This window comes from Saccharothrix xinjiangensis, from assembly GCF_039527585.1.
Classification (GTDB): Bacteria; Actinomycetota; Actinomycetes; order Mycobacteriales; family Pseudonocardiaceae; genus Actinosynnema; species Actinosynnema xinjiangensis.
Genome location: NZ_BAAAKE010000010.1, coordinates 18,358 through 39,927 on the forward strand (window position 1 = coordinate 18,358; position 21,570 = coordinate 39,927).

Here is a 21,570-nt window from a genome sequence, read left to right on the forward strand (position 1 = left end):
AGTCGTCCACTCAAGCATCGCGAGTCGTACGTCCAGGACCCGCGAGTCGTACGTTCGGGGCCACCGTGTCGTACGTTCGGGACCGGTGAGTTCTGCGTTCAGGTTGGTCCGCGTGTGGGCCGTTCGGGCATCGGGAGCACTCCGTTCGGGGTTGGTTTTGCCTGGTTGGGGCCGGGTATCCCTCGCGCGTGATGAGCGAAGCGGAACGCCGCACCCTGAGTGAGATCGAGATGAGACTCATGGACGAGGAGCCGGCCCTGGCATCGGCTCTCGTCGCCGGAAAGCCCGGCAACCCGGTCCTGAGCTACGCCCTGGTGGCCCTGTTCGCCGGCCTGGGCGTGCTGCTGCTGGTGCTCGGTTCGTTCGGTCCGGCGTTGGGCTCGCTCGGGTTCGCCGCCGTGCTGGTCTTGATGCGCGGTTACACCTGGCGTTAGACGCCACCGTGCCGTCAGGGCCCGGTGCGACCGGGACCGGCCGTTGCGACGTGCTCATCCACGCGCGGCCGGTGACCACCGGGCCTGATCGCCGGCACACGACGCCAGCCACACGACGTCAGTGACACCGCCAGTCGCACGACGCCAGGTGAGTGATGCCGGGCACGTGAGCGCCGAAAAACGCCCGAATCCGCCAAAAGCGCTCGCCACGACCGCCGTCCGTGCCGGACCATGCCGGACGTGGGATTCCTGGACGCCAACGGCCTCGCCTTCCGCCTGCCGGACGGCCGCGAGCTGTTCCGCGACGTCTCGTTCAAGGTCGGTTCGGGCAGCGTGGTCGCCCTCGTCGGGGCCAACGGCGTCGGCAAGACGACGCTGCTCCGCATCCTGTCCGGCGAGCTGACCCCGGCCGCGGGCAGCGTCCGCGTCCAGGGCGGCCTGGGCGTGATGCCGCAGTTCGTGGGCTCGGTCCGCGACGACAGCACCGTCCGCGACCTGCTGCTGGCCGTCTCGCCGCCGCCCCTGCGCGCCGCCGCCGAGACCCTCGACGCCGTCGAGCTCCAGCTCATGGAGACCGACGACGAGCCGACCCAGCTCCGCTACGCCGACGCGCTCACCGCGTGGGGCGAGGTCGGCGGCTACGAGGCCGAGGTCCTGTGGGACGTGGTCACCGTCGCCGCCCTGGGCGTGCCGTTCGACCGGGCCCGGTTCCGCGAGGTCCGCACCCTCTCCGGCGGCGAGCAGAAGCGCCTGGTCCTGGAGGCCCTGCTGCGCGGCCCCGAGCAGGTGCTGCTGCTCGACGAGCCGGACAACTACCTGGACGTGCCCGGCAAGCGCTGGCTGGAGGCGCGCCTGTCCGAGACCGGCAAGGCCGTCCTGCTGGTCAGCCACGACCGCGAGCTGCTCAACGTCGCCGCCACCCAGGTGGTCGCGGTCGAGGCCCGGTCCGCGTGGACGCACGCCGGGTCGTTCGGCACCTGGCACGCCGCCCGCGCGCACCGCATCGAACGCCTCGCCGAGCTGCACCGTCGCTGGGACGAGGAGCACGAGCGGCTCAAGGAGCTGGTCCGCACCCTCCAGGTGCAGGCGAAGATCAGCGAGGTCATGGCGGCCAAGTACCGCGTGCAGAAGGCGAAGCTGGAGAAGTTCGAGGCGGCGGGTCCGCCGCCGGAGCTGCCGACCGACGAGAAGGTCGCGCCGCGCCTGCGCGGCGGCCGCACCGGCGTTCGCGCGATCACGTGCGAGGACCTGGAGCTGACCGGCCTGATGAAGCCCTTCGACCTGGAGGTCTTCTTCGAGGACCGGGTGGCCGTGCTGGGCTCCAACGGCTCCGGCAAGAGCCACTTCCTGCGCCTGCTGGGCGGTGACCGGGTCGCCCACACCGGCACGTCGCGGCTGGGCGCCCGGGTGGTGCCCGGCCTGTTCGCGCAGACCCACCAGCACCCGGAGTGGGTCGGCCGCACCCTGGTGGACATCCTGTGGCACGGCGAGGACGGCCGCGCCGGGCGCGACCGGGGCGCCGCGATGGCCACGCTGAGCCGCTACGGCCTCGGCAAGCAGGGCGACCAGCGGTTCGAGACGCTGTCCGGCGGCCAGCAGGCGCGGTTCCAGGTGTTGCTGCTCGAACTGTCCGGCGCCACGCTCCTGCTGCTTGACGAGCCGACCGACAACCTCGACCTGAACTCGGCCGAGGCGTTGCAGCAGGCCCTGGACGAGTTCACCGGCACGGTCGTCGCGGTCACGCACGACCGCTGGTTCGCCCGCTCCTTCGACCGCTTCCTGCTGTTCCGCTCGGACGGCCGGGTGGTGGAGGTGGACGAGCCGGTGTGGGACGAGGCGCGCGTCGAGCGGGTGCGCTGACTCCCTAGGCTGCACGGCGTGACCGTTGTGCAGCTGCCCACCGCCCGCGCCGCGCGGGTCGCCGCCGTCGCCGCGCTGGCGGCGAACGTGCTGATCGTGCTGACCGGCGCGCTGGTCCGGCTGACGGGCTCCGGCCTGGGCTGCCCGACGTGGCCGCGCTGCACCGACGACTCGTTCGTGACCACGCCCGAGATGGGCGCGCACGGCGTGGTCGAGTTCGGCAACCGGGTGCTGGGCGTCGTGGTGGGCCTGGTGGTGCTGGTCCTGGTGGTCGTGGTGGCCCGGCACCGCGAGCGGCCGCGCGGCGCACTGGCCCTGGCGGTGGGCGCCCTGGTCGGCGTGGGCGTGCAGGGGCTGGTCGGCGGGCTCAGCGTGCGGCAGGAGCTGGCGCCCGAGGTCGTCGCCGCGCACTTCTTGGTCAGCATGGTGCTGGTGGCGGCGCTGACGGTGCTGGTCGACCTGCTCGGCGGGGCCGTCGGCAGGCCGCCGCGATGGGTCCTCGCGCTGCCGGTGGCGCTCGCCGCCGTCCTGGTGCTCGGCACGCTGGTCACCGGCAGCGGCCCGCACGCCGGTGACGAGGACGCCCGCCGGCTCGGCCTCGACGCCGCCGCGCTGACCTCGGCGCACGCGGCGGCCGTGCTCCTGCTGCTCGCCCTCCAGGCGGTGGCGGTGGCGCGGCTGCGGAACCGGGCGGCGGTCGCCCTGCTCGCCCTCACCCTCCTCCAGGGCGCGATCGGCGCGGCCCAGGGCGCGCTGGCCCTGCCGGTGCCGCTGGTCGCCGCGCACGTGGTGGTCGCCGCGCTGGTCGTGGCCGCCACCACGCGCGTCGTGGTCCGCGCCTGACCCCGTTCGGGTCATGGCGCGCCCGGCCGCCCGGGAGGACCCTGGGCGCATGAGACGCCGATACAGCAGGCGGTTCTGGCTCGCCATGGCCGCCGTCCTCGCGCTGACCACCCTCGCCACCCTCGCCCAGGTGCTGCTGGACGGGACGGCGGGCAGGGCGCTGGCCATCGCGGTCACCCTCTGCGCCGCCGTGCCCGTCGTGCTCGTCGCCCTGTGGCAGCGCGACGAGCCGGCGGTCCGCGACTAGCGCGACCGCAGCTCCACCAGCACCTGCGGCACCTCGTCGAGCAGCTCGCGGGCCAGCATGCCGGTCAGGCCGGTGCGCGGCACCAAGCGCTGCCCGGCCATCGCGTGCACGTGCCCGGCCCAGCACGTGGCCCGCGCCAGGTCGTCGTCGCGCGCCAGCAGCCCGCCGACCAGGCCCGCCAGCACGTCGCCGCTGCCCGAGGTGGACAGCCCGATGTGGCCGGTGCTGTCCTGCCACACCCGCCCGTCCGGTGCGGCCACGACGCCCATCAGGTTCACCACCGCGTCGTGCTTCGCCGCGATCCCCCGGGCCGCCTCGACGTGGTCGGGGACCTCCGAGCCGAGCAGGTACCCCGCCTCCACGGTGTTCGGCGTGAGCACCACCCGCCCGCGCACCGGGTCGCCCAGCGACGGGTGCGTGCCCAGCGCGCCCAGCGCGAACGCGTCCAGCACCACCGGGCCGCGCGTCAGCGGCAGCAGCCGCTCCAGCAGCGCGGCCGTCTCGTCCGCGTCGACCAGGCCGGGCCCGACGACCACCGACGCCGCCTCGCCGACCAGGTCGCCCAGCACGTCGGCGGCCTCGCGCGACACCGCGCCCGCGTCGGTCTCGGGCAGCCCCACGACCAGCGCCTCGGGCACCGCCAGCCCGAGCCCGGAGGCGTGCCGCTCGGCGATGGCCAGCTGGAGGGTCTCCGCGCCGGTCCGCAGCGCCGCGATGCCCGCCAGCAGCACCGCGCCCGGCACCCGCCGCGACCCGCCGACCACCAGCACCGTGCCGCGGTCCTCGTGCTCGGGCAGCCACTCGCGCAGCAGCGCGGACGTGACGGGCTCAGGTGGACGTGATCGTGGCATCCTCGGTCTCCGTGGGTTCGGCGCCGTGTTCGCGCAGCTGGTCTGCCTGGAACTCCTCCTCCAGTACCCACAGACCGCCGTCGCGACGCCACGAGGTCAGCGCGCCGTTGGGGACCACGGAGTGGTGCGCGTACGCCAGCAGGTCCTGTTCGGGCAGGTGCTCCAGCAGGTAGCGCAGCAGGAAGTGGGTGATCTCGTGGGCGAACAGCAGCACCCGCGCGCCCTCCAGGTCCCGCAGCAGCGACCGCAGCCGCAGCGCCACGTCCGCCCACGACTCGCCGCCCGGAGGCCGGTGGTAGAACTTGCCGAGCCGCCGCTTGCGGATCAGCTCCTCCGGGTACCGCGCGGCCACGCCGTGGGTGGTCAGCAGGTCCAGCACGCCCAGCTCGCGGTCGCGCAGCCGCTCGTCGACCAGCATCCGGGGGTGCCCGCGCAGCGCCAGCGCGGCCGTGTCGACGGCCCGCCGGTAGGGGGAGGCCACCACCACGTCCGGCCACCGGTCGCGCGGCATCGCGGCGAACCACCGCCCCAGCGCCCGCCCCTGGTCCAGGCCCGCCGGGGACAGCCGCACGTCCGCGTCCCGCTCCGGGATGTCGATCACCTCGTGGCCGCCCGACTCCGCCACCTCGCGGGCCACGTTGCCGTTGCTCTCGCCGTGCCTGATCACTCCGATCCAGTCCACACCGGCGAACTTAGCGGCGCCGGCGCCCGAGTTCACCTCGACGGGGCCGAACACCACCCGCGCCGCGCCCGGCCGCCCGGCGGGTCACCCGGTCTCGGCGGGCAGCCGACCGGCCCCGACCGCGCGCACCAGCTCCTCGTGGTCGGCGCACGTCCGGTCGGCGTAGTCCAGCGCGTACCGGCCGATCGCGCCGTCCAGCTCCTCGCCGTCCGCGCAGTACCCGGCGAGCAGCCGCGGGTCGAGCGACCGGCTGTGGGCGCGGGCCAGCAGCGCGCCCGCGAGCCGGCCGTAGTCGTCCAGGTCGTCGCGCTTGAGCGTGGTCGCGTCGATCTCGCCCTTGCGGTTGCGGAACTGGCGCACGATGAACGGCCTGCCGTCGATGGTGGTCCAGCCGAGCAGGATGTCGGTCTCCGCCTGCACCAGCCGGGCGCCGTGCACGATCCGCTTGCCCTCGTGCTTGGCCGGCGCGGCGGGCAGGAACGGCGCCAGCGCGGACGGCCGGGCCTCCTTGGCCTGGAGCACCAGCGCCTCGTCGCCGTTGCCGTGCAGCAGCACGAGGTAGTTGCGCAGGCCCACGCTGCCGGTGCCGACCACGCGGAACGCCACGTCCGACACGCCGTAGCGCATGATCAGGTTGTAGCGGGACTCGCGCAGGGTGTCCACGTAGGACGGCAGGGCGTCCACGACGGTCCGCGCGACGTCGGCCGGGATGCGGGTCAGCACCGGCGGGTCCGGGACGAAGCGCCAGTGCTCGCCCTCGCGCCGGGTCCACTTGGCGGCCACGCGGGCGCTGGTGTTCCGGCGCGCCTTGGACGCGGCCTTGGCGAAGTGGCGCGTCAGGTCGTCGGCCTTGGACTTGGACAGCACCGACTCGTCGCCCAGCGCGCTCCACGACTCCAGGAACGGCAGCTCGGCCAGGTGCCGGGCCGCGCCCCGGTAGGCGCGCACCGCGTCCTCGGCCGCGTCGCGGCAGCCCTTCTCCGACACCCCGCCCTCGCGGCCGGCCAGCACCAGCGAGGTGGCCAGGCGCTTGAGGTCCCACTCCCACGGTCCGGGCAGCGTCTCGTCGAAGTCGTTGATGTCCATGACGATGTTGCCCTCGGGCGTGCCGTAGAGCCCGAAGTTGGCCGCGTGCGCGTCGCCGCACAGCTGCGCGTCCAGCCCGGTGCTCGCGCCCACCGCCAGGTCGCCCGCCATGAGGCCCGCGCTGCCCCGGAAGAACGCGAACGGCGAGGCGAGCATCCGGCCGACGCGCAGCGGGGCCAGCTCGGGCAGCCTGCCCTCGTTGGACGCCTCGACGAACTCCACGACGCCCGGCCGGTCCGGGGCGAGCAGCGCCTTGCGGTGCGCCTCGTGGCTCACCGCCGCGCGCAGCGCGCGACCGCGCGCCAGGACCTCCTCCGGTTCGGTCCACCGGCCCAGCGCCCTGGCCGCCTCGGCGCGCTTGCGTTCACCCATGTGGCCAATGATGGGTGTCGAGGTCGGCGAATGCACCGACCTCGACACGTCTGTGACCTGCGCAATCGGGCTGAAAGCGCAATTCGGGCACGGTGTTAGCGAGGAGTGCCCAGCACCTCACCGAGCGCGTCCACACCGCGGTCCAGCTCGGCCCGGGTGACCACCAGCGGCGGCGCCACGCGCAGGGTCGTGTCGCGGGTCTCCTTGCACAGCACGCCCAGCCGCGCCAGCGCCTCGGACGCCTCCCGGCCGCGCGGGCCGCCGGGCGCGATGTCCACCCCGGCCCACAGGCCGCGCCCGCGCACCTCGGCCACGCCGTGACCGACCAGCTCGCCCAGCCGCGCGTGCAGGTGGGCGCCCAGCTCCCGGGAGCGCTGCTGGAACTCGCCGGTCGCCAGCAGCCGGACCACGGCCCGGCCGACCGCGCACGCCAGCGGGTTGCCGCCGAAGGTCGACCCGTGCTCGCCGGGCCGCAGCACGCCCAGCACCGCCCGGCTGCCGACCACCGCGGACACCGGCAGGATGCCGCCGCCCAGCGCCTTGCCCAGCGTGTAGAGGTCGGCCCGCACGCCCTCGTGGTCCAGCGCCAGCACCTCGCCGGTGCGGCCGAGGCCGGACTGGATCTCGTCGGCGATCATCAGCACGCCCTGCTCGTCGCACAGCGCCCGCACGCCCGCCAGGTAGCCGGCCGGCGGCACGACGACGCCCGCCTCGCCCTGGATCGGCTCCAGCAGCACGGCCGCGGTGCGCTCGGTGATCGCGCCGCGCAGCGCGTCGAGCGAGCCGTACTCGACGACCTTGAAGCCCGGCGTGAACGGCCCGAAGTCGGCGCGGGCGTCCTCGTCGGTGGAGAACGACACGATCGTGGTGGTCCGGCCGTGGAAGTTCGAGCCCGCGACGACGATCTCGGCGGCGCCGGCGGGCACGCCCTTGACCCGGTAGGCCCACTTGCGGGCGACCTTGATCGCCGACTCGACGGCCTCCGCGCCGGAGTTCATGGCGAGCACCACGTCGGTGCCGGTCAGCTCGGCCAGCTCGCGGCAGAACGGGCCGAACTGGTCGTGGTGGAACGCCCGGCTGGTCAGCGTGACCCGGCCCAGCTGCCCGACCGCGGCGGCCACCAGCTCCGGGTGGCGGTGGCCGAAGTTCAGGGACGAGTAGCCGGACAGGAAGTCCAGGTAGCGGCGGCCCTCGACGTCGGTCACCCACGCGCCCTCGCCGTGGGAGATCACGACCGGGAGCGGGTGGTAGTTGTGCGTGCTCCACTCGTCGTCGAGCGCGATGAACTGCTCGGCGGTGGGAAGGGCGGTGGCGGTCATGTCACCAGGTTAGAGGGCCGATGCCGGCGATTTCAGCCGCCGGGCGTTGCGTGTCCGGTGTATTCGTTGCGCAATCTGCCGTTAACGCGGCAATCCGTTGCACAAGAGGCAGCCATCCGGTGAGGCGACTACCTTGGCGAAGATGGCGAAGAAGACCACCCGGGTCCGGTCGGTTCGGGACCAGCCGGTGTCGGCTGCCTTCCTGGTCGGCCCGGACTTCGACCCGGCGGGGGTCGACCCCGCCGCCACGCCCGTCGGGCCGTCCTCGAAGGCCGAGGCCGCCGAGGACCTGGTCGGGGTCGGCGAACGGCTCGACGCGCTCCAGGAGGCCTTCTACGCCGAGGGGCTGGGCGGTGGCCGGCGCAGCGTGCTGCTGGTGCTCCAGGGCCTGGACACCTCGGGCAAGGGCGGCACGATCCGGCACGTCGCGGGCCTGGTCAACCCGCAGGGCCTGCGCATCGCCTCGTTCAAGAAGCCCACGCCGGCCGAGCGGCGGCACCACTTCCTGTGGCGGATCCACAAGCAGCTGCCCGAACCCGGCTACATCGGCGTGTTCGACCGCTCCCACTACGAGGACGTGCTGGTGCCGAAGGTCGACGGGCTGGTGCCCGCCGCCCAATTGCGCACCCGCTACCGGGAGATCAACGAGTTCGAGCGCGAGCTGGCCGACGGGGGCACGAAGATCGTCAAGTGCTTCCTGCACATCTCGCCGGAGCGGCAGAAGGAGCGGCTGGTCGCGCGGCTGGAGAACCCGGTCAAGCGGTGGAAGTACGACCCGGGCGACCTGGCCGTGCGGGCGAAGTTCTCCCGGTACCAGCAGGCCTACCGGGAGGCGCTGACCAGGTGCTCGACGTCGACCGCGCCCTGGTACGCGATCCCGTCCGACCGCAAGTGGTACCGGAACTGGGCGGTCGCCCGGCTGCTGCTGGAGGCGCTGGGGGACCTCGGACCGGAGTACCCGGAGCCCTCGTACGATCCTGAGGTCGAGTTGGCACGCCTCCGGGAGGACGATCCGTTGCGCTAGACGCAATCTTCGTTGCGCCTCTTGCTGCTCGACAGTCGTCCAGGCCACTGTGGGACTGCCGCGGGCAGTCGAGCGGAGGTTCAGCGTGGTTGTGGACAGGCGTCGGTTCCTGGGGGCCGTTGGCGTGGGAGCGGGGTTGCTGATGACCGAGGGCGTGGCGACGGGTGAGGGACGGGCGGGGGTTCGTGCCTACCTGGGCACCTACACCACCTGGGAGGGCGGCGGGCGCGGCATCGGCCTGGCCTCGTACGACCCGGCCACCGGCCGGCTGCGCGTGACCGGCGTGGTGGAGGGCGTGCCCAACCCGTCGTTCGTGATCGACGCGGGCAGGCGGCTCTACGCGGTCAACGAGCAGGCCGACGGCGCGGTGACCGCCCTGGCCGTGCGCCCGGACGGCGTGCCGGAGGTGATCAACAGCCAGTCCACCGGCGGCGCCGACCCGTGCCACCTGGCGCTGCACCGCGGGTTCCTGCTGTCGGCCAACTACAGCTCCGGCAGCGTCGCCGTGCACCGGGTGCGACCGGACGGCGGCCTCGGCGAGCGCACCGACCTGGTCGAGCACTCCGGCTCCGGGCCCGACCCCGAGCGGCAGGAGGGCCCGCACGCCCACCAGGTGCTGCCCGACCCGCGCGGCGAGTTCGTGCTCGCCGTGGACCTCGGCACCGATTCCGTCCACAGCTACCGGCTCGGCGAGGACGGCAGGCTGACGTCGGCGGGCGTCGCCCGCCTGCACCCCGGCGCGGGGCCGCGGCACCTGGCGTTCCACCCGTCCGGGCGGCACGCCTACATCGCCAACGAACTGGACTCCACGATCGTGGTGGCGAGCTACGAGCGCGGGGTGCTCACGCCCGGCGCGAAGCTGAGCACGCTGCCCGAGGGCGCGCCCACCTCGCCGCGCAACTACCCGGCCGAGGTCGTGGTGTCCGCGGACGGCCGGTTCGCCTACCTGTCCAACCGGGGCCACGACAGCGTCGCGGTGTTCGCCGTGGAGCGCGGCGGCGCGGCCCTGCGGCTGGTCGGGGCGACGCCCGTGGGCGGCGAGTACCCCCGGCACATCACCCTCGACCAGGCGGGCCGGTTCCTGCTCGCGGCCAACCAGAACTCCGGCAACGTCACCACGTTCGCCGTCGACCGGGCCACCGGGGGGCTGCGCGAGGTCGCCTCGCTGGAGGCCCCGGTCCCGGTCTGCGTCGCCCTGTAGGAGTTCGCACTGACGGGTTAACTTCCCGGCCGACGACTGTCCACAGTGGTAGGACGACCGCATGAAGATGATCGCGGTCGCGCTGCTCATGTCCCTCGCCCCCGCTCCCGCCGCGCCGGAGCACGTCGCGCTCGGCGACTCCTACGCGGCGGGGCTCGGCGCCGGCGGGGAGTCGTCGAACTCGTGCCGGCGCAGCTCCGCCGCCCACCCCGCGCGGTGGGCCGAGCGCAACGACGCGTCCTTCGTGTTCGCCGCCTGCGCCGGGGCCACCACGGCGGACGTGGAGCGGCAGTCGACCCGGATCACGCCCGCGACGACGCTGGTCACCCTCACGGTCGGCGGCAACGACGCCGGGTTCGCCGACGTGATGACCACGTGCACGATCGGCGAGGACGAGTCCTGCGTGGAGCGGGTCGAGCGGGCCGAGGCGTTCGTCCGGGACGAGCTGCCCGGCCGGCTGGACGCCCTGTACGGCCTGGTGCGCGAGCGGACGCCGGAACAGGCGCGGGTCGTCGTGCTCGGCTACCCGCGCCTGTTCGGCGGCGGACGCTCGCTGTGCCTGATGAGCGAGCCCAAGCGCGACGCGCTCGACCGGGCCGTGGACGTGATGAGCGAGGTGATCGCGGCGCGGGCGGAGGCGGCCGGGTTCACCTACGCCGACGTGCGCGACGAGTTCGACGGCCACGGCGTGTGCTCCGGCGACCCGTGGATCAACGGCCTGATGCTGCTGCCGCACGACCGGTCGTACCACCCCAGCGGCAAGGGCCAGGAGTCCGGCTACCTGCCCGCGCTGGCCGAGGCGGTGGCCGCTGCCGGCGCCGACGCCGAGGTGGCCGCCGGCGGCCGGGTCGGCTAACTCGTTGGCGGTGGCGGCGGCCGACCGGCGATGATGCCCGACGTGAAACCCACGAACGGGCTGCGCCAGGTCGCCGCCACCCGCTACGTCACGCCCTTCCGGGAGGGCGGCTCCCTGCCGGGGCTGGTGGAGGCCGACGACCTCGGCATGTACGTGCTCAAGTTCCGCGGCGCGGGCCAGGGCGTCAAGGCGCTCATCGCCGAGGTCGTGGTCGGCGAGCTGGCCCGCCGCCTCGGCTTCAACGTGCCGGAGATCGTCCTGGTCGACCTGGACCCCGCGCTGGGCCGGTCCGAGCCCGACCAGGAGGTGCAGGAGCTGCTGAAGGCCAGCGGCGGGCGGAACCTGGGCCTGGACTACCTGCCCGGCTCGTTCGACTACAACCCGGTGGTGCGCGAGCCGTCCGCCGACCTGGCCGCCCGGCTGCTGTGGCTGGACGGGCTGACCCTCAACGTGGACCGCAGCTGGCGCAACCCCAACACCCTGCTGTGGCACCGGGAGCTGTGGCTGATCGACCACGGCGCCTCGCTGTACTTCCACCACTCCTGGCGGCCGGAGCGGTTCCCGGCGGCGAGCTACCGGTTCGACGCCGCCGACCACCTGATGGTGCCGTTCGCCGGGCCGCTCGCCCCGGTCGACGCCGAGCTGTCCGCCCGCGTCACGCCCGAGCTGGTGCGCGAGGTGCTGGCCCTGGTGCCCGACAAGTGGCTCGCGAAGGACGAGGCGTTCGGCACGCCCGAGGCCGTGCGCGACGCGTACGAGAGGTTCTTCGCCGCCCGCCTGGCCGGGCCGCGGACGTGGGTCGACGAGCTGGAGGCCGCGCGTGCCGCACGTGTTTGAGTACGCCCTGCTGCGGGCCGTGCCCCGCCAGGAGCGGGGCGAGTTCGTCAACGTCGGGGTGCTGGTCTACTGCAAGGACCTGGACTTCCTCGGCGCCCGCGTGCACGTGGACGAGGAGCGCGTGCTGGCGCTGGACCCGTTCCTGGACGTGGAGGTGCTGCGGGCCAGCCTGACCCACCTCGGCCTGTCGTGCGCCGGCTCGCCGACCGCCGGTCCGGTGTCCCGCACGTCGCCCGGTCAGCGCTTCCGCTGGCTGACCGCGCCCCGGTCGACGATCGTCCAGACCTCGCCCGCGCACACCGGTCTGACCGAGGACCCGGAGGCCGAGCTGGACCGCCTGCTGGCCGCGCTCGTGCTCCCGCCCGCCCACTAGGCTGGCAACCTCTTGGCGCGCAAGGCGTCTTTAGGTGCGAGCAGTGGCCGACAAACGGAGCGGGGTCGTCTGATGAACGCCGGGTATCAGCAGGGCGGGTACCAACGGGGTGGGCGCCCGCCGCAGCGCCCCCAGCAGCGGACGCGGTCCTACCCGGTCGGCGGCCGGCCGCCGCAGGACGCGCACCGGCCGCCGCCGACCTACCAGCCGGCGGGGTCGCAGCAGGCCGCGGCGGCGCAGGGCGGGTACCGGCAGGCCCCGCCGCGCCGCAAGCGGCGGGTCGGCCGGACCATCGGCACGGTGCTGGTGCTGCTGCTGGTGTTCGCCGTCGGCATGTGGTTCTACGTCGACTCGTCGCTGCGCCGCATCGACGCCCTGCCCGACTACGAGGGCAGGCCCGCCGACACGCCCGGCACCAACTGGCTGCTGGTCGGGTCGGACGCGCGCGACGACCTGTCCGAGGAGGAGAAGGCCGCGCTCGCCACCGGTGACGCGGCAGGCCGGCGCACCGACACCATCATGCTGCTGCACATCCCGGAGGGCTCCGGGAAGGCGACGCTGGTCAGCATGCCCCGCGACTCCTACGTCGACATCCCGGGCAACGGCAAGAACAAGATCAACGCGGCGTTCGCGTTCGGCGGCGCGCCGCTGCTGGTGCAGACCGTCGAAGGCGCCACGGGCATCCACGTCGACCACTACATGGAGATCGGCTTCGGCGGGTTCGCCGGGATCGTGGACGCGGTCGGCGGCGTGGACCTGTGCGTCGACGAGCCGATCCAGGACCCGTTGGCGGGCCTGGACCTCCAGGCGGGCTGCCAGGAGCTGGACGGCGCGCAGGCGCTGGGCTTCGTGCGGACCCGCGCGTTCGCCCGGGCGGACCTCCAGCGGGTGGAGAACCAGCGCAAGTTCCTCGCCGCGCTGACCGAGAAGGCGACGAGCCCCTCTGTGCTGGCCAACCCGTTCCGGGCGTTCCCGCTGCTGTTCGCGGGCACGGACTCGATCTCCATCGCCGACGACGACAACCTGCACAACCTGGTGGGCATGGCGTTCGCCATGGGTGGGGGAGTGGACACGGTGACCGTGCCGGTGGGCGGCACCCCGACCATCGGCGGCGTCGGCTCGGTCGTGCAGTGGAACCGGGAGCAGGCGCTGGCGCTGTTCGGCGCGCTGGAGCGGGACGAGCCGGTGCCCGCCGAGCTGCTCCCGCCGCCCCAGTAGTTCCGTCGACCGAGGTGCGGGCCGCCGGGGACTCCCCGGCGGCCCGCTCTCAGCTCCGCCCCGCTTCCACCGGCACGTCGGGCACGCCGAGCGCCCGCACCGCCCGCGGCACCACGACCGCGCCCGCCAGGATCATCCCGGCGGCCACCACGCACGCGACCCACCAGTGCGCCCCGTCGTACAGCGCCCCCGCCGCCAGGCTGCCGATGAGCGCGCCGACCAGGCACGCCGACTCGTACACGCCCATGCCGCGGCCGACCTGCCCGGCGGAGGCCTCGGCGATGACGGCCTGCTGCACCGGCATCACCGCCGCCCACGCCAGCCCGCTGAGCACCCACAGCCCGGCGATCACGTGCGGGGTGGGCGCCCACGCCAGGCTCACCGCGAACGCGCAGCTCGCCACCGACGCGGTGACCAGCACCCGCCGCCGCCCGAACCGCAGCACGTGCCGGTGCAGGTACTCGGCCGCGACGCTCATCGCGATGGCGCCGGGCAGGAACACCCACGCCACCTCGACCACCTCCAGGTCGAACCCCCGTTGCAGGTGCAGGAGCAGCAGCAACCCCACGGCGGCCTCGGCGGCCATGGTCATCACGACCGCGAACAGCATGGGGCGCAAACGCTTGCCCACCGCGCGCAGGCCGAGCCCGACCGCGGCCCCGCCGCCGTGCCCGGGACGTCGCGGCGCCACCACCAGGCACACCGCCGCCACCGCGCACGCGGCCGCGCACGCCCAGAACAGGCCGGCGAAGCCCAGTTGGCCGATCAGCGACAGGCCCACCACGAACGCCACCCACGTCCCGGTCTCCTGGGACGAGAGCAGGCGCGCGAACACCGCGGAGTCCTCGGCCAGCCGCTCGCTCACGATCGCCCGCACGGCCACCCACAGCAGCGCGCCACCGGCCCCGCCGACCGCCGCCGCGGCGTAGGCCACCGGCGCGGACTGGGCGACCGCGTACCCGGCGCAGGACAGCGCGTAGAGCAGGGCGCCGGCGGCGGCCGTGAAGCGGCGGTCCCACCGGTCGGCCAGCACGCCCGCCACCGGCCGCACCACCACCGACAGCGCCATCTCCACCGCGAGCAGCACCCCGATCTCGGTGGCGCGCAACCCGATGGCCGCCCCCGCCCACAACGGCAGCACGAAGTCGATCAACTCGGTGGGCCCGTTGGCGAGCGTCGCCGCCCACAACGCCAGGTTCTCCCGCTTGTCCCCGACCTTGCGGCCCCCTCGCCCACCGCCTCCCCGCTCACCGCCCTCCAGCTTGCCGCCTCCCTGCTCGCCGCCCTCCCCGTTCCGGCTCCCCTGCTCGCCATCCCCCATCAGCGCTGCCCTCTCCCCCTCTTGGTCCCTCTTCTCCCCATCCGCCATCGCTCCCCCAAACTCCGAACGGCGTTCGTACAACTCCGAACGGTATACTGAGTTTCACCATGACCGCAAAGGACGACGTGCAGCGACGAGCGTTGGAGCTGCTGTGGAAGGACGCCCGCCGCCCCGCGCGGGGTCCGCAGCGGGGCTTGACCGCGGAGCGCATCGTGGCCGCGGCGATCGCGCTGGTGGAGGCGGACGGCCTGGCCGCGCTGTCGATGCGGCGGGTGGCGCAGGAGCTGGGCGTGGGGCCCGCGTCGCTCTACACCTACCTGCCCGGCAAGGCGGAGCTGGAAGCGCTGATGCTCGACGCCGTGGCGCTGGACGACACCCTGCCGCACGAGTGGCCGGGTGACTGGCGGGCCAAGACGGAGGCGTGGGCGCGGTCGGACTGGGAGGGCTTCCGCAAGCGACCGTGGGTGCTCCAGCTGGTGGCGACCACGCCGTTCCCGGGGCCGAACACGATCAGGTGGCTCGACTCGGCGCTGCGGGCGCTGGAGGGCACCGGCCTGACCGAAGCCGAGAAGATGGCGGTGGTCGAGTCGGTGGACGCCTACGTGCGCGGCCAGGCCCGCCTGAGCCTGGACTCCCACGAGCCCAGCACGGCCGAGGCCACCGAGCGCGACGCCATCCTGGCCGGCCTGATCGACTTCTCCGCCTACCCGGCCCTGCTCGCAACCCTTCAGGCAGGCGTGGCCCCCTACGCCGCCGACCGCTTCGAGTTCGGCCTGCAACGCCTCCTGGACGGCATAACCACCCTGCTGACCCCCCACCCCTGACCACAAAAACGTCGCGAGTCGTACGTTCCGGTCCACCGTGTCGTGCGTTCCGGACCCCCGAGTTCTACGTTCAGGTAGCCCGTGCACCCCCACAGGCTTGACGCGAACGTTGAACCCGGGGGTCCTGAGTGTTCGACACGAGGGTCCTGAACGTACGACTCGCGCGTTCTGGAGGTACGACTCGCGCGGGTCAGGGGGTGGGGGGAGAGGCTGGGGTGGGAGAGGGGGGAGAGGCGGGGGTGGGTGGGGGAGGGGTTGAGGGGGTGTCTTGGCTGGCCAGGATGATGCCTTCGAACTCGCGCAGCAGGTCGTCGTAGATCGGCGTTAGTGACACTTCGTAACCCCCATTGGCTAGTTCGTCCCCCGATCGGGCCAAGGCAGCCTACTTGTCGGGGGTGGTGACTTCATGCGGTATTCACGAAGTCGGTCCCGGTTTGGCTGACTGGTGGTTGGGCACACCGGTTACCGGTGAGTTGTGTCGGACGCTCACATGGGCGCTGCGCCGCAGGTCACCTAGCGTTCCTGGCCATGACTAGTGTTCCCGGTCACAGCACCGACCTGTCCGGCCGCACCGCCCTGGTCACCGGCGCGGGCAGCGGCATCGGGCGGGCTTGCGCGGTGGGGTTGGCCCGCGCGGGGGCCGAGGTGCACCTGGTCGACCGCGACCGCGACGCCGTCGCGGAGGCCGCCCGCGAGATCGGCGGCACGGGGCACGTGGTCGACCTCGCCGGGCCGGGCCTGGAGCGGTTGCCCGCCGAGGTCGACGTGCTGGTCAACAACGCGGGCCTCCAGCACGTCGCCCCGGTCCACGAGTTCCCGCCCGACCGGTTCGAGCTGCTCCAGCGGGTCATGGTCACCGCGCCGTTCCTGCTCGCCCGGCACGTCCTGCCGCACATGTACCAGCGCGGCTGGGGCCGGGTGGTCAACGTCTCCAGCGCGCACGGGACCCGCGCCAGCGCCTTCAAGTCGGCCTACGTCGCCGCCAAGCACGGCCTGGAGGGGCTCAGCAAGGTCATCGCCCTCGAAGGCGCGCCGCACGGCGTCACCAGCAACTGCGTCAGCCCCGGCTACGTCCGCACGCCGCTGGTCGAGAACCAGGTCGCCGACCAGGCCCGCGCCCACGGCATCGAGCCCGACCGCGTGCTGTCCGAGGTGCTGCTCACCCGGCACGCCATCAAGCAGCTCGTCGAACCGGACGAGGTGGCGTCGGTCGTGCTGTGGCTGTGCGGACCGCACGCGAGCCGCGTCACCGGCTCCTCCTTCACGATCGACGGCGGTTGGACCGCCCAGTGAGAGCGGCAAGTGAGAGCGGCCGGCAAGAGCACCGGCAAGCCCCCGTCCCCCCAACGAAGTGGTGAACGCACATGACCGACGCCGCCCAACCGAAGCCCGCCTTCGCCAAGGTCGTCATAGCCAGCCTGATCGGCACCACCGTCGAGTGGTACGACTTCTTCCTCTACGGCTCCGCGGCCGCGCTCGTGTTCAACAAGCTGTTCTTCCCCAACTCCGACCCGCTCACCGGCACCCTGCTCGCGTTCACCACCTACGCGATCGGCTTCCTCGCCCGCCCCCTCGGCGGCCTGGTGTTCGGCCACTACGGCGACAAGCTCGGCCGCAAGAAGCTGCTCGTGCTGAGCCTGCTGATGATGGGCGGCGCGACGTTCGCCATGGGCCTGCTGCCCACCTACGCCGCGATCGGCGTGGCCGCGCCGCTGCTGCTGACGTTCCTGCGCCTGGTGCAGGGCTTCGCGCTCGGCGGCGAGTGGGGCGGCGCGGTGCTGATCGTGTCCGAGCACGGCTCGCCGGAGCGCCGCGGCTTCTGGGCGTCCTGGCCGCAGGCCGGCGTGCCGATGGGCAACCTGCTGGCCACCGCCGTGCTCGCGGTGCTGGCCGCGGTGCAGAGCGACGAGGCGTTCCTCTCGTGGGGCTGGCGGGTGCCGTTCCTGCTGTCCGGCGTGCTCGTGGTGATCGGCCTGTGGATCCGGCTGAGCGTGACCGAGTCCCCGGTGTTCCTGGAGGCGCAGGAGAAGGCGGCGCGGCGCAAGGCCGGGGAGCGCGAGGTCGAGAAGCCCCCGATCGTGGTGGTCGTGCGGGACCACTGGCGCGAGGTGCTGATCGCGATGGGCGCCCGCATGGCGGAGAACGTGTCCTACTACGTGATCACCGCGTTCATCCTCGTCTACCTCACCACCCAGCTGGGGATGTCGCGGTCGGTGGGCCTCAACGCCGTCCTCATCGGCTCCTTCGTGCACCTGGTGACGATCCCGCTGTGGGGCGCGCTGTCCGACCGCATCGGCCGCCGCACCACCTACCTGCTGGGCGCGGTCGGCACCGGCCTGTGGATGTTCGCCTTCTTCGCCCTGCTCGACACGAGGTCGTTCCTGCCGATCACGCTGGCGGTGACCGTCGGCCTGGTCCTGCACGGCGCGATGTACGGCCCGCAGGCGGCGTTCTTCTCCGAGCTGTTCGGCACGAAGGTGCGCTACTCGGGCGCGTCCATCGGCTACCAGCTGGCGTCGATTGCGGCGGGCGCGGTGGCGCCGCTCATCGCCACCGCCCTGCTCAAGGAGTACGGCAGCACGTTCCCGATCGTGCTGTACGTGCTGGGGATGTGCGTGCTGACGATCATCGCCGTGGTGGCGTCCAGGGAGACCCGCGGCACCTCCCTCAGCCGCACGGTCACCGAGCGCGCCCGCGTGGAGGCGTGACGGTGGAAGCATGACGGCATGACCGACGGGGCGGACGCGGTGGATCACCTGCTGGAGCTGTTCGGGCTCCTGGCCGGCGACGCGGGCAGCGAGCGGCTGGCGGCGGTGCTCCCCGCGGCCCGCGCGGCCGGCGTGCCGGACGGCGAGCTGGACCGGATCGCCCGCGCCACCGGGCAGGCGCTGCGCATCCGCCGCACGCTCACCGCGCACCGCCGCCGCGAGGCCGAGCTGGAGGCCCTGTTCGACACGGCCAACGACCTGGCGGGCGCGCGCGACCCGGACGCGGTGCTGCGGTCGATCGTGCGCCGCGCCCGGCTGCTGCTGGGCGCGGACACCGCCTACCTGAGCATGAACGACGCCGGCGAGCGCGGCACCTACATGCGGGTCACCGACGGGTCGATCTCCCCGCTGTTCCAGCAGGTCAGGCTCGGCATGGGCGAGGGGCTGGGCGGGTTGGTCGCGCAGGCCGCCCAGCCCTACGTCACCGCCGACTACTTCGCCGACGACCGCTTCAACCACACCGGCCCCATCGACGCGGCCGTCCGCGACGAGGGGCTGGTCGCGATCCTGGGCGTGCCGCTCAAGCTGGGCCGCCGCGTCATCGGCGTGCTCTACGCGGCCAACCGCTCGCCCCGCCAGTTCCCGCCCGACGAGGTGGCGCTGCTGTCCTCGCTGGCCGACCACGCGGCCATCGCCCTGGACACCGCGAACCTGCTGGAGGAGACCCGCGCCGCGGGCGAGGTGATCCGCGCGCACAACGAGGCCCTGCGCCGCGCCGAGGAGGCGCACGACCGGCTGACCGACCTGGTGCTGCGCGGCGCGGACGTGCCCGAGGTGGCCGCCGCGGTGGCGAAGGTGCTCGACGGCGGCCTCGCGGTGCACGACAGCGACGGCGTGGAGCTGGCCCGCATCGGGACCGCGCAGGCGCCCGCGCCGCGCGCCGCCGTGCACGCCTCCCGTGCCAGCGGCCGGGCCGTGCCGCGGGAGGGCACGTGGGTGTGCGCGGTGCTGGCGGGCCGCGAGCTGCTCGGCAGCATCACCCTCACCGACCGGCCGGACCTCGGCGACGCCGACCGCCGCCTGTTCGAGCGCGCGGGCGTGGTCACCGCCCTGCTGCTGCTCCTGCGCCGCACCGTCGCCGAGGCCGAGAACAAGGTCCGCGGCGAGCTGATCAACGACCTGCTGACCAGCGCGGACCTCGACCCGGTCGCGCTGCGCGACCGGGCGCGCCGGATCGGGGTGGAGCTGGCCGCGCCGCACGTGGTGCTGGTCGCGGACGGCCCGCGCGACCGGCTGCTCGCCGCCGCCGCGCACCACGCCTCCGGCGGCCGCGGCCTGGCGGGCGCCCACGGCGAGCACGTGGTGCTGGTGCTGCCCGGCGCGGACCCGGCGTGCTCGGCGCGGGACGCGGCGCGCGTGCTCGGCAAGGCGGTCGGCGCGCCGGTGACGGTGGGGTCCGGCGGACCGGCCGAGGGCCCCGGCCAGGTGGCCGCCGCGCACGCCGAGGCGGTGCGGTGCGTGCGGGCGCTGCTGCGGCTCGACCGGCGCGGCACCGGCGGCACGCTCGCCGACCTGGGGTTCGTCGGGGTGCTGCTGGGCGACCGGGCCGATGTCGCCGGGTACGTGCGGTCGACGCTGGGCCCGCTGCTGGACTACGACGCGAGCCGCGGCACCGAGCTGGTGCGCACGGTGACGGCCTACTTCGCGTGCGGCGCGAACCTCAGCCGCGCCAAGGACGAGCTGCACGTGCACGTGAACACCGTGGTGCAGCGGCTGGACCGGGTGGCGAGCCTGCTCGGCGAGGACTGGCAGTCGCCGGAGCGCGTGCTGGAGGTCCAGCTGGCGCTGAAGCTGATGAAGGTGCTCGGGTAGGTCCCGACCGGGGCCGGGACCCACCCGGGGGCGTCACGCCAGCGCGCACTCCGCCGAGCTGACCGCGGCCGGTCGGGGCACGGTCGCCGACGCGGGCGGTCGGACGCCCGCCAGCCACCCCTCCAGCGCGGCGAACGCGGTGCGGTGGCACGGCGTCAGCGGCCGCAGCCGGTCCGGGAACGCGTCGAACAGCGAGTCCACGTGCGTGCCGCCTTCGACGCGGTAGTAGCGGAACAGCGCTCCGCGCCCGGCCCGGCGCACCATGTCCGCGTACGCGTCGGAGTCCGAGACGGGCAGCAGGGCGTCCAGCGTGCCGTGGAGGGTGAGCAGCGGGCGGCCGATGCGCCCGGTGAGCGCGATGCGCCCGACGGCCCGCTGCGCCTGCGGGCGCGTGGCGTAGTCGTAGTCGGCGTCGCACGCGGGGGCGCCGGGCGCGCAGAACGGCGTGCCCGCCTCCAGGTCGCCGTCCCAGCCCGGGTCCAGCTCCTCGCGGTAGATCCGCTGGGTCAGGTCCCAGTAGTACCGGTGGTGGAAGTCCCAGAGGAACTCGGACTCGGCGGGGAAGCCCGCCTCGACGACCTTCGCGCGGTCGCCGGTCCGGTAGCCGGTGAGGGCGGACGGCAGGGACGTGAGCAGGTTCGGTCCCCGCGCGGTCCACAGGGTGCCCTCCCAGTCGACGCCGCCGTCGTACAGCTCGGGGTGGTTCTCCAGCTGCCAGCGCACCAGGTAGCCGCCGTTGGACAGGCCGGTGGCGATGGTCCGCGCCGGCGGCCGGCAGTAGCGCTGGGCGACGACCGCCCTGGCCGCCCTGGTCAGCTGGGTGACGCGGGAGTTCCACTCGGCGATCGCGTCACCGGGGCGGCGGCCGTCGCGGTGGAAGGCCGCGCCGGTGTTGCCCTTGTCGGTCGCGGCGAAGGCGTAACCGCGGGCCAGCACGAAATCGCTGATGGCGCGGTCGTTGGCGTACTGCTCGCGGACACCGGGCGAGCCGGTGACGACGAGGCCGCCGTTCCAGCGCTCGGGCAGGCGGATGACGAACTGCGAGTCGTGCGCCCAGCCGTGGTTGGTGTTGCCGGAGGAGGTGTCGGGGAAGTAGCCGTCGAGCTGGGCGCCCGCCACGGGGGTGGGCGCGGGCAGGTCGGCGGGGGTGAGGCCGGCCCAGTCGGCGGGGTCGGTGCGCCCACCCGAGGTGGACAGGTCGTCGAGGCGGGTCAGTTCCTGGTGCTCGGCGCCGGGGACGCGCAGGGGACCGCACCCCGTCGCGCGCGCGGGCGCCGCCTGCACCGTGGTGGCGAGGAGCGCTGCGATCAGCGGAACGGCGATGTTCACCCCCGGGACCGTAAGGCGGCGCGCGGCGCGCGGTAATGGTTCGCACCGCCATGCCGCGACTTCCCGCTGTGGTGAGGACAGCCACCCGGGAGGGGTGGTCACGGTGACCGCGGGTCAAAACGTCACCCGTGACCTGGGCGGGGCACGTCCGAGTGGCTGATGCCGGTGGTCGGCTTCGGTCCGAAGCCGTTTGCGCTGGGCCGGAAGAGGGAAGAGACCCGTCCCGAGTGGGGTTGTGTCGCACGTTCAGGGTGTTTTGGGGACTTCGGTCGGGGTAGCTGAGTTGACGCAGTGAAGTTCGCACCTCCAGGTG

Annotated in this window: 19 protein-coding genes and 1 pseudogene; 14 read left to right on the forward strand and 6 right to left on the reverse strand. The window is 73.8% G+C overall.

Going from position 1 to position 21,570, the window contains the following annotated elements; all coding sequences use genetic code 11:
* Window positions 1-191: 191 nt before the first annotated feature.
* The 4 genes from ABD223_RS21450 (at window position 192) to ABD223_RS21465 (ending at window position 3,384) form a co-directional block, all read left to right on the forward strand.
* Window positions 192-434 carry a DUF3040 domain-containing protein gene (locus ABD223_RS21450; protein WP_344038347.1) on the forward strand — a complete coding sequence of 81 codons (243 nt, stop codon included), beginning with the start codon at window positions 192-194 and terminating at the stop codon, window positions 432-434.
* Between the two features lie 231 nt (window positions 435-665).
* Window positions 666-2,294 (forward strand): ABC-F family ATP-binding cassette domain-containing protein, encoded by a 1,629-nt coding sequence (locus tag ABD223_RS21455; RefSeq protein WP_344038138.1) that lies wholly within the window; start codon window positions 666-668, stop codon window positions 2,292-2,294.
* An 18-nt stretch (window positions 2,295-2,312) separates the two neighbouring features.
* The gene (locus tag ABD223_RS21460) at window positions 2,313-3,137 is read left to right on the forward strand and encodes a COX15/CtaA family protein (protein WP_344038139.1); all 825 of its coding nucleotides are present in this window, start codon (window positions 2,313-2,315) and stop codon (window positions 3,135-3,137) included.
* A 49-nt stretch (window positions 3,138-3,186) separates the two neighbouring features.
* Window positions 3,187-3,384 carry a hypothetical protein gene (locus ABD223_RS21465; protein ID WP_344038140.1) on the forward strand — a complete coding sequence of 66 codons (198 nt, stop codon included), beginning with the start codon at window positions 3,187-3,189 and terminating at the stop codon, window positions 3,382-3,384.
* Here ABD223_RS21465 and ABD223_RS21470 read toward each other — a convergent pair.
* The 4 genes from ABD223_RS21470 to rocD form a co-directional block, all read right to left on the reverse strand.
* Window positions 3,381-4,235, reverse strand: coding sequence for an NAD(P)H-hydrate dehydratase (locus ABD223_RS21470; RefSeq protein ID WP_344038141.1), 855 nt, complete (start codon window positions 4,233-4,235; stop codon window positions 3,381-3,383). The genes ABD223_RS21465 and ABD223_RS21470 overlap by 4 nt on opposite strands.
* A complete protein-coding gene (locus tag ABD223_RS21475; protein ID WP_344038142.1) occupies window positions 4,213-4,917 on the reverse strand; it encodes a histidine phosphatase family protein in 705 nt (234 codons plus the stop codon). The genes ABD223_RS21470 and ABD223_RS21475 overlap by 23 nt, the downstream gene beginning before the upstream one ends.
* An 84-nt stretch (window positions 4,918-5,001) precedes the next feature.
* Window positions 5,002-6,375, reverse strand: coding sequence for a DUF2252 domain-containing protein (locus ABD223_RS21480; RefSeq protein ID WP_344038143.1), 1,374 nt, complete (start codon window positions 6,373-6,375; stop codon window positions 5,002-5,004).
* A gap of 95 nt (window positions 6,376-6,470) precedes the next feature.
* On the reverse strand, window positions 6,471-7,694 hold the full coding sequence (gene rocD, locus ABD223_RS21485; RefSeq protein ID WP_344038144.1) for an ornithine--oxo-acid transaminase: 1,224 nt from the start codon (window positions 7,692-7,694) through the stop codon (window positions 6,471-6,473).
* A 142-nt stretch (window positions 7,695-7,836) separates the two neighbouring features.
* On the opposite strand from rocD, the gene ABD223_RS21490 reads away from it, so the two are divergent.
* From ABD223_RS21490 to ABD223_RS21515, 6 genes are all read left to right on the forward strand, one after another.
* Complete coding sequence (locus ABD223_RS21490) at window positions 7,837-8,718, forward strand: PPK2 family polyphosphate kinase (protein WP_344038145.1); 882 nt, start codon at window positions 7,837-7,839, stop codon at window positions 8,716-8,718.
* A 142-nt stretch (window positions 8,719-8,860) separates the two neighbouring features.
* Window positions 8,861-9,919, forward strand: coding sequence for a lactonase family protein (locus ABD223_RS21495; protein ID WP_344038146.1), 1,059 nt, complete (start codon window positions 8,861-8,863; stop codon window positions 9,917-9,919).
* 61 nt (window positions 9,920-9,980) lie between these two features.
* Window positions 9,981-10,775 carry an SGNH/GDSL hydrolase family protein gene (locus ABD223_RS21500; RefSeq protein ID WP_344038147.1) on the forward strand — a complete coding sequence of 265 codons (795 nt, stop codon included), beginning with the start codon at window positions 9,981-9,983 and terminating at the stop codon, window positions 10,773-10,775.
* Between the two features lie 33 nt (window positions 10,776-10,808).
* Window positions 10,809-11,612: a HipA family kinase gene (locus ABD223_RS21505; RefSeq protein WP_344038348.1), complete on the forward strand. Its 804-nt coding sequence runs from the start codon at window positions 10,809-10,811 to the stop codon at window positions 11,610-11,612.
* Window positions 11,596-11,985: a DUF3037 domain-containing protein gene (locus ABD223_RS21510; RefSeq protein ID WP_344038149.1), complete on the forward strand. Its 390-nt coding sequence runs from the start codon at window positions 11,596-11,598 to the stop codon at window positions 11,983-11,985. The genes ABD223_RS21505 and ABD223_RS21510 overlap by 17 nt, the downstream gene beginning before the upstream one ends.
* A 72-nt stretch (window positions 11,986-12,057) precedes the next feature.
* On the forward strand, window positions 12,058-13,203 hold the full coding sequence (locus tag ABD223_RS21515) for an LCP family protein (protein ID WP_344038150.1): 1,146 nt from the start codon (window positions 12,058-12,060) through the stop codon (window positions 13,201-13,203).
* Between the two features lie 49 nt (window positions 13,204-13,252).
* On the opposite strand, the gene ABD223_RS21520 is transcribed toward ABD223_RS21515, so the two are convergent.
* Window positions 13,253-14,524, reverse strand: coding sequence for an MFS transporter (locus ABD223_RS21520; RefSeq protein WP_344038151.1), 1,272 nt, complete (start codon window positions 14,522-14,524; stop codon window positions 13,253-13,255).
* 107 nt (window positions 14,525-14,631) lie between these two features.
* On the opposite strand from ABD223_RS21520, the gene ABD223_RS21525 reads away from it, so the two are divergent.
* The 4 genes from ABD223_RS21525 to ABD223_RS21540 all read left to right on the forward strand — a co-directional run bounded on the left by ABD223_RS21525 (window position 14,632) and on the right by ABD223_RS21540 (window position 19,928).
* The gene (locus ABD223_RS21525) at window positions 14,632-15,348 is read left to right on the forward strand and encodes a TetR/AcrR family transcriptional regulator (RefSeq protein WP_344038152.1); all 717 of its coding nucleotides are present in this window, start codon (window positions 14,632-14,634) and stop codon (window positions 15,346-15,348) included.
* Between the two features lie 528 nt (window positions 15,349-15,876).
* Window positions 15,877-16,641 (forward strand): 3-hydroxybutyrate dehydrogenase, encoded by a 765-nt coding sequence (locus tag ABD223_RS21530; RefSeq protein ID WP_344038153.1) that lies wholly within the window; start codon window positions 15,877-15,879, stop codon window positions 16,639-16,641.
* Window positions 16,642-16,712: 71 nt separating this feature from the next.
* On the forward strand, window positions 16,713-18,056 hold the full coding sequence (locus ABD223_RS21535) for an MFS transporter (RefSeq protein ID WP_344038154.1): 1,344 nt from the start codon (window positions 16,713-16,715) through the stop codon (window positions 18,054-18,056).
* 18 nt (window positions 18,057-18,074) lie between these two features.
* Window positions 18,075-19,928: a helix-turn-helix domain-containing protein gene (locus ABD223_RS21540; protein WP_344038155.1), complete on the forward strand. Its 1,854-nt coding sequence runs from the start codon at window positions 18,075-18,077 to the stop codon at window positions 19,926-19,928.
* Window positions 19,929-20,612: 684 nt separating this feature from the next.
* On the opposite strand, the pseudogene ABD223_RS43595 reads toward ABD223_RS21540, so the two are convergent.
* Window positions 20,613-21,359 (reverse strand): annotated as a pseudogene (locus ABD223_RS43595) (tannase/feruloyl esterase family alpha/beta hydrolase); the annotation flags it as partial.
* Between the last annotated feature and the right edge of the window lie 211 nt (window positions 21,360-21,570).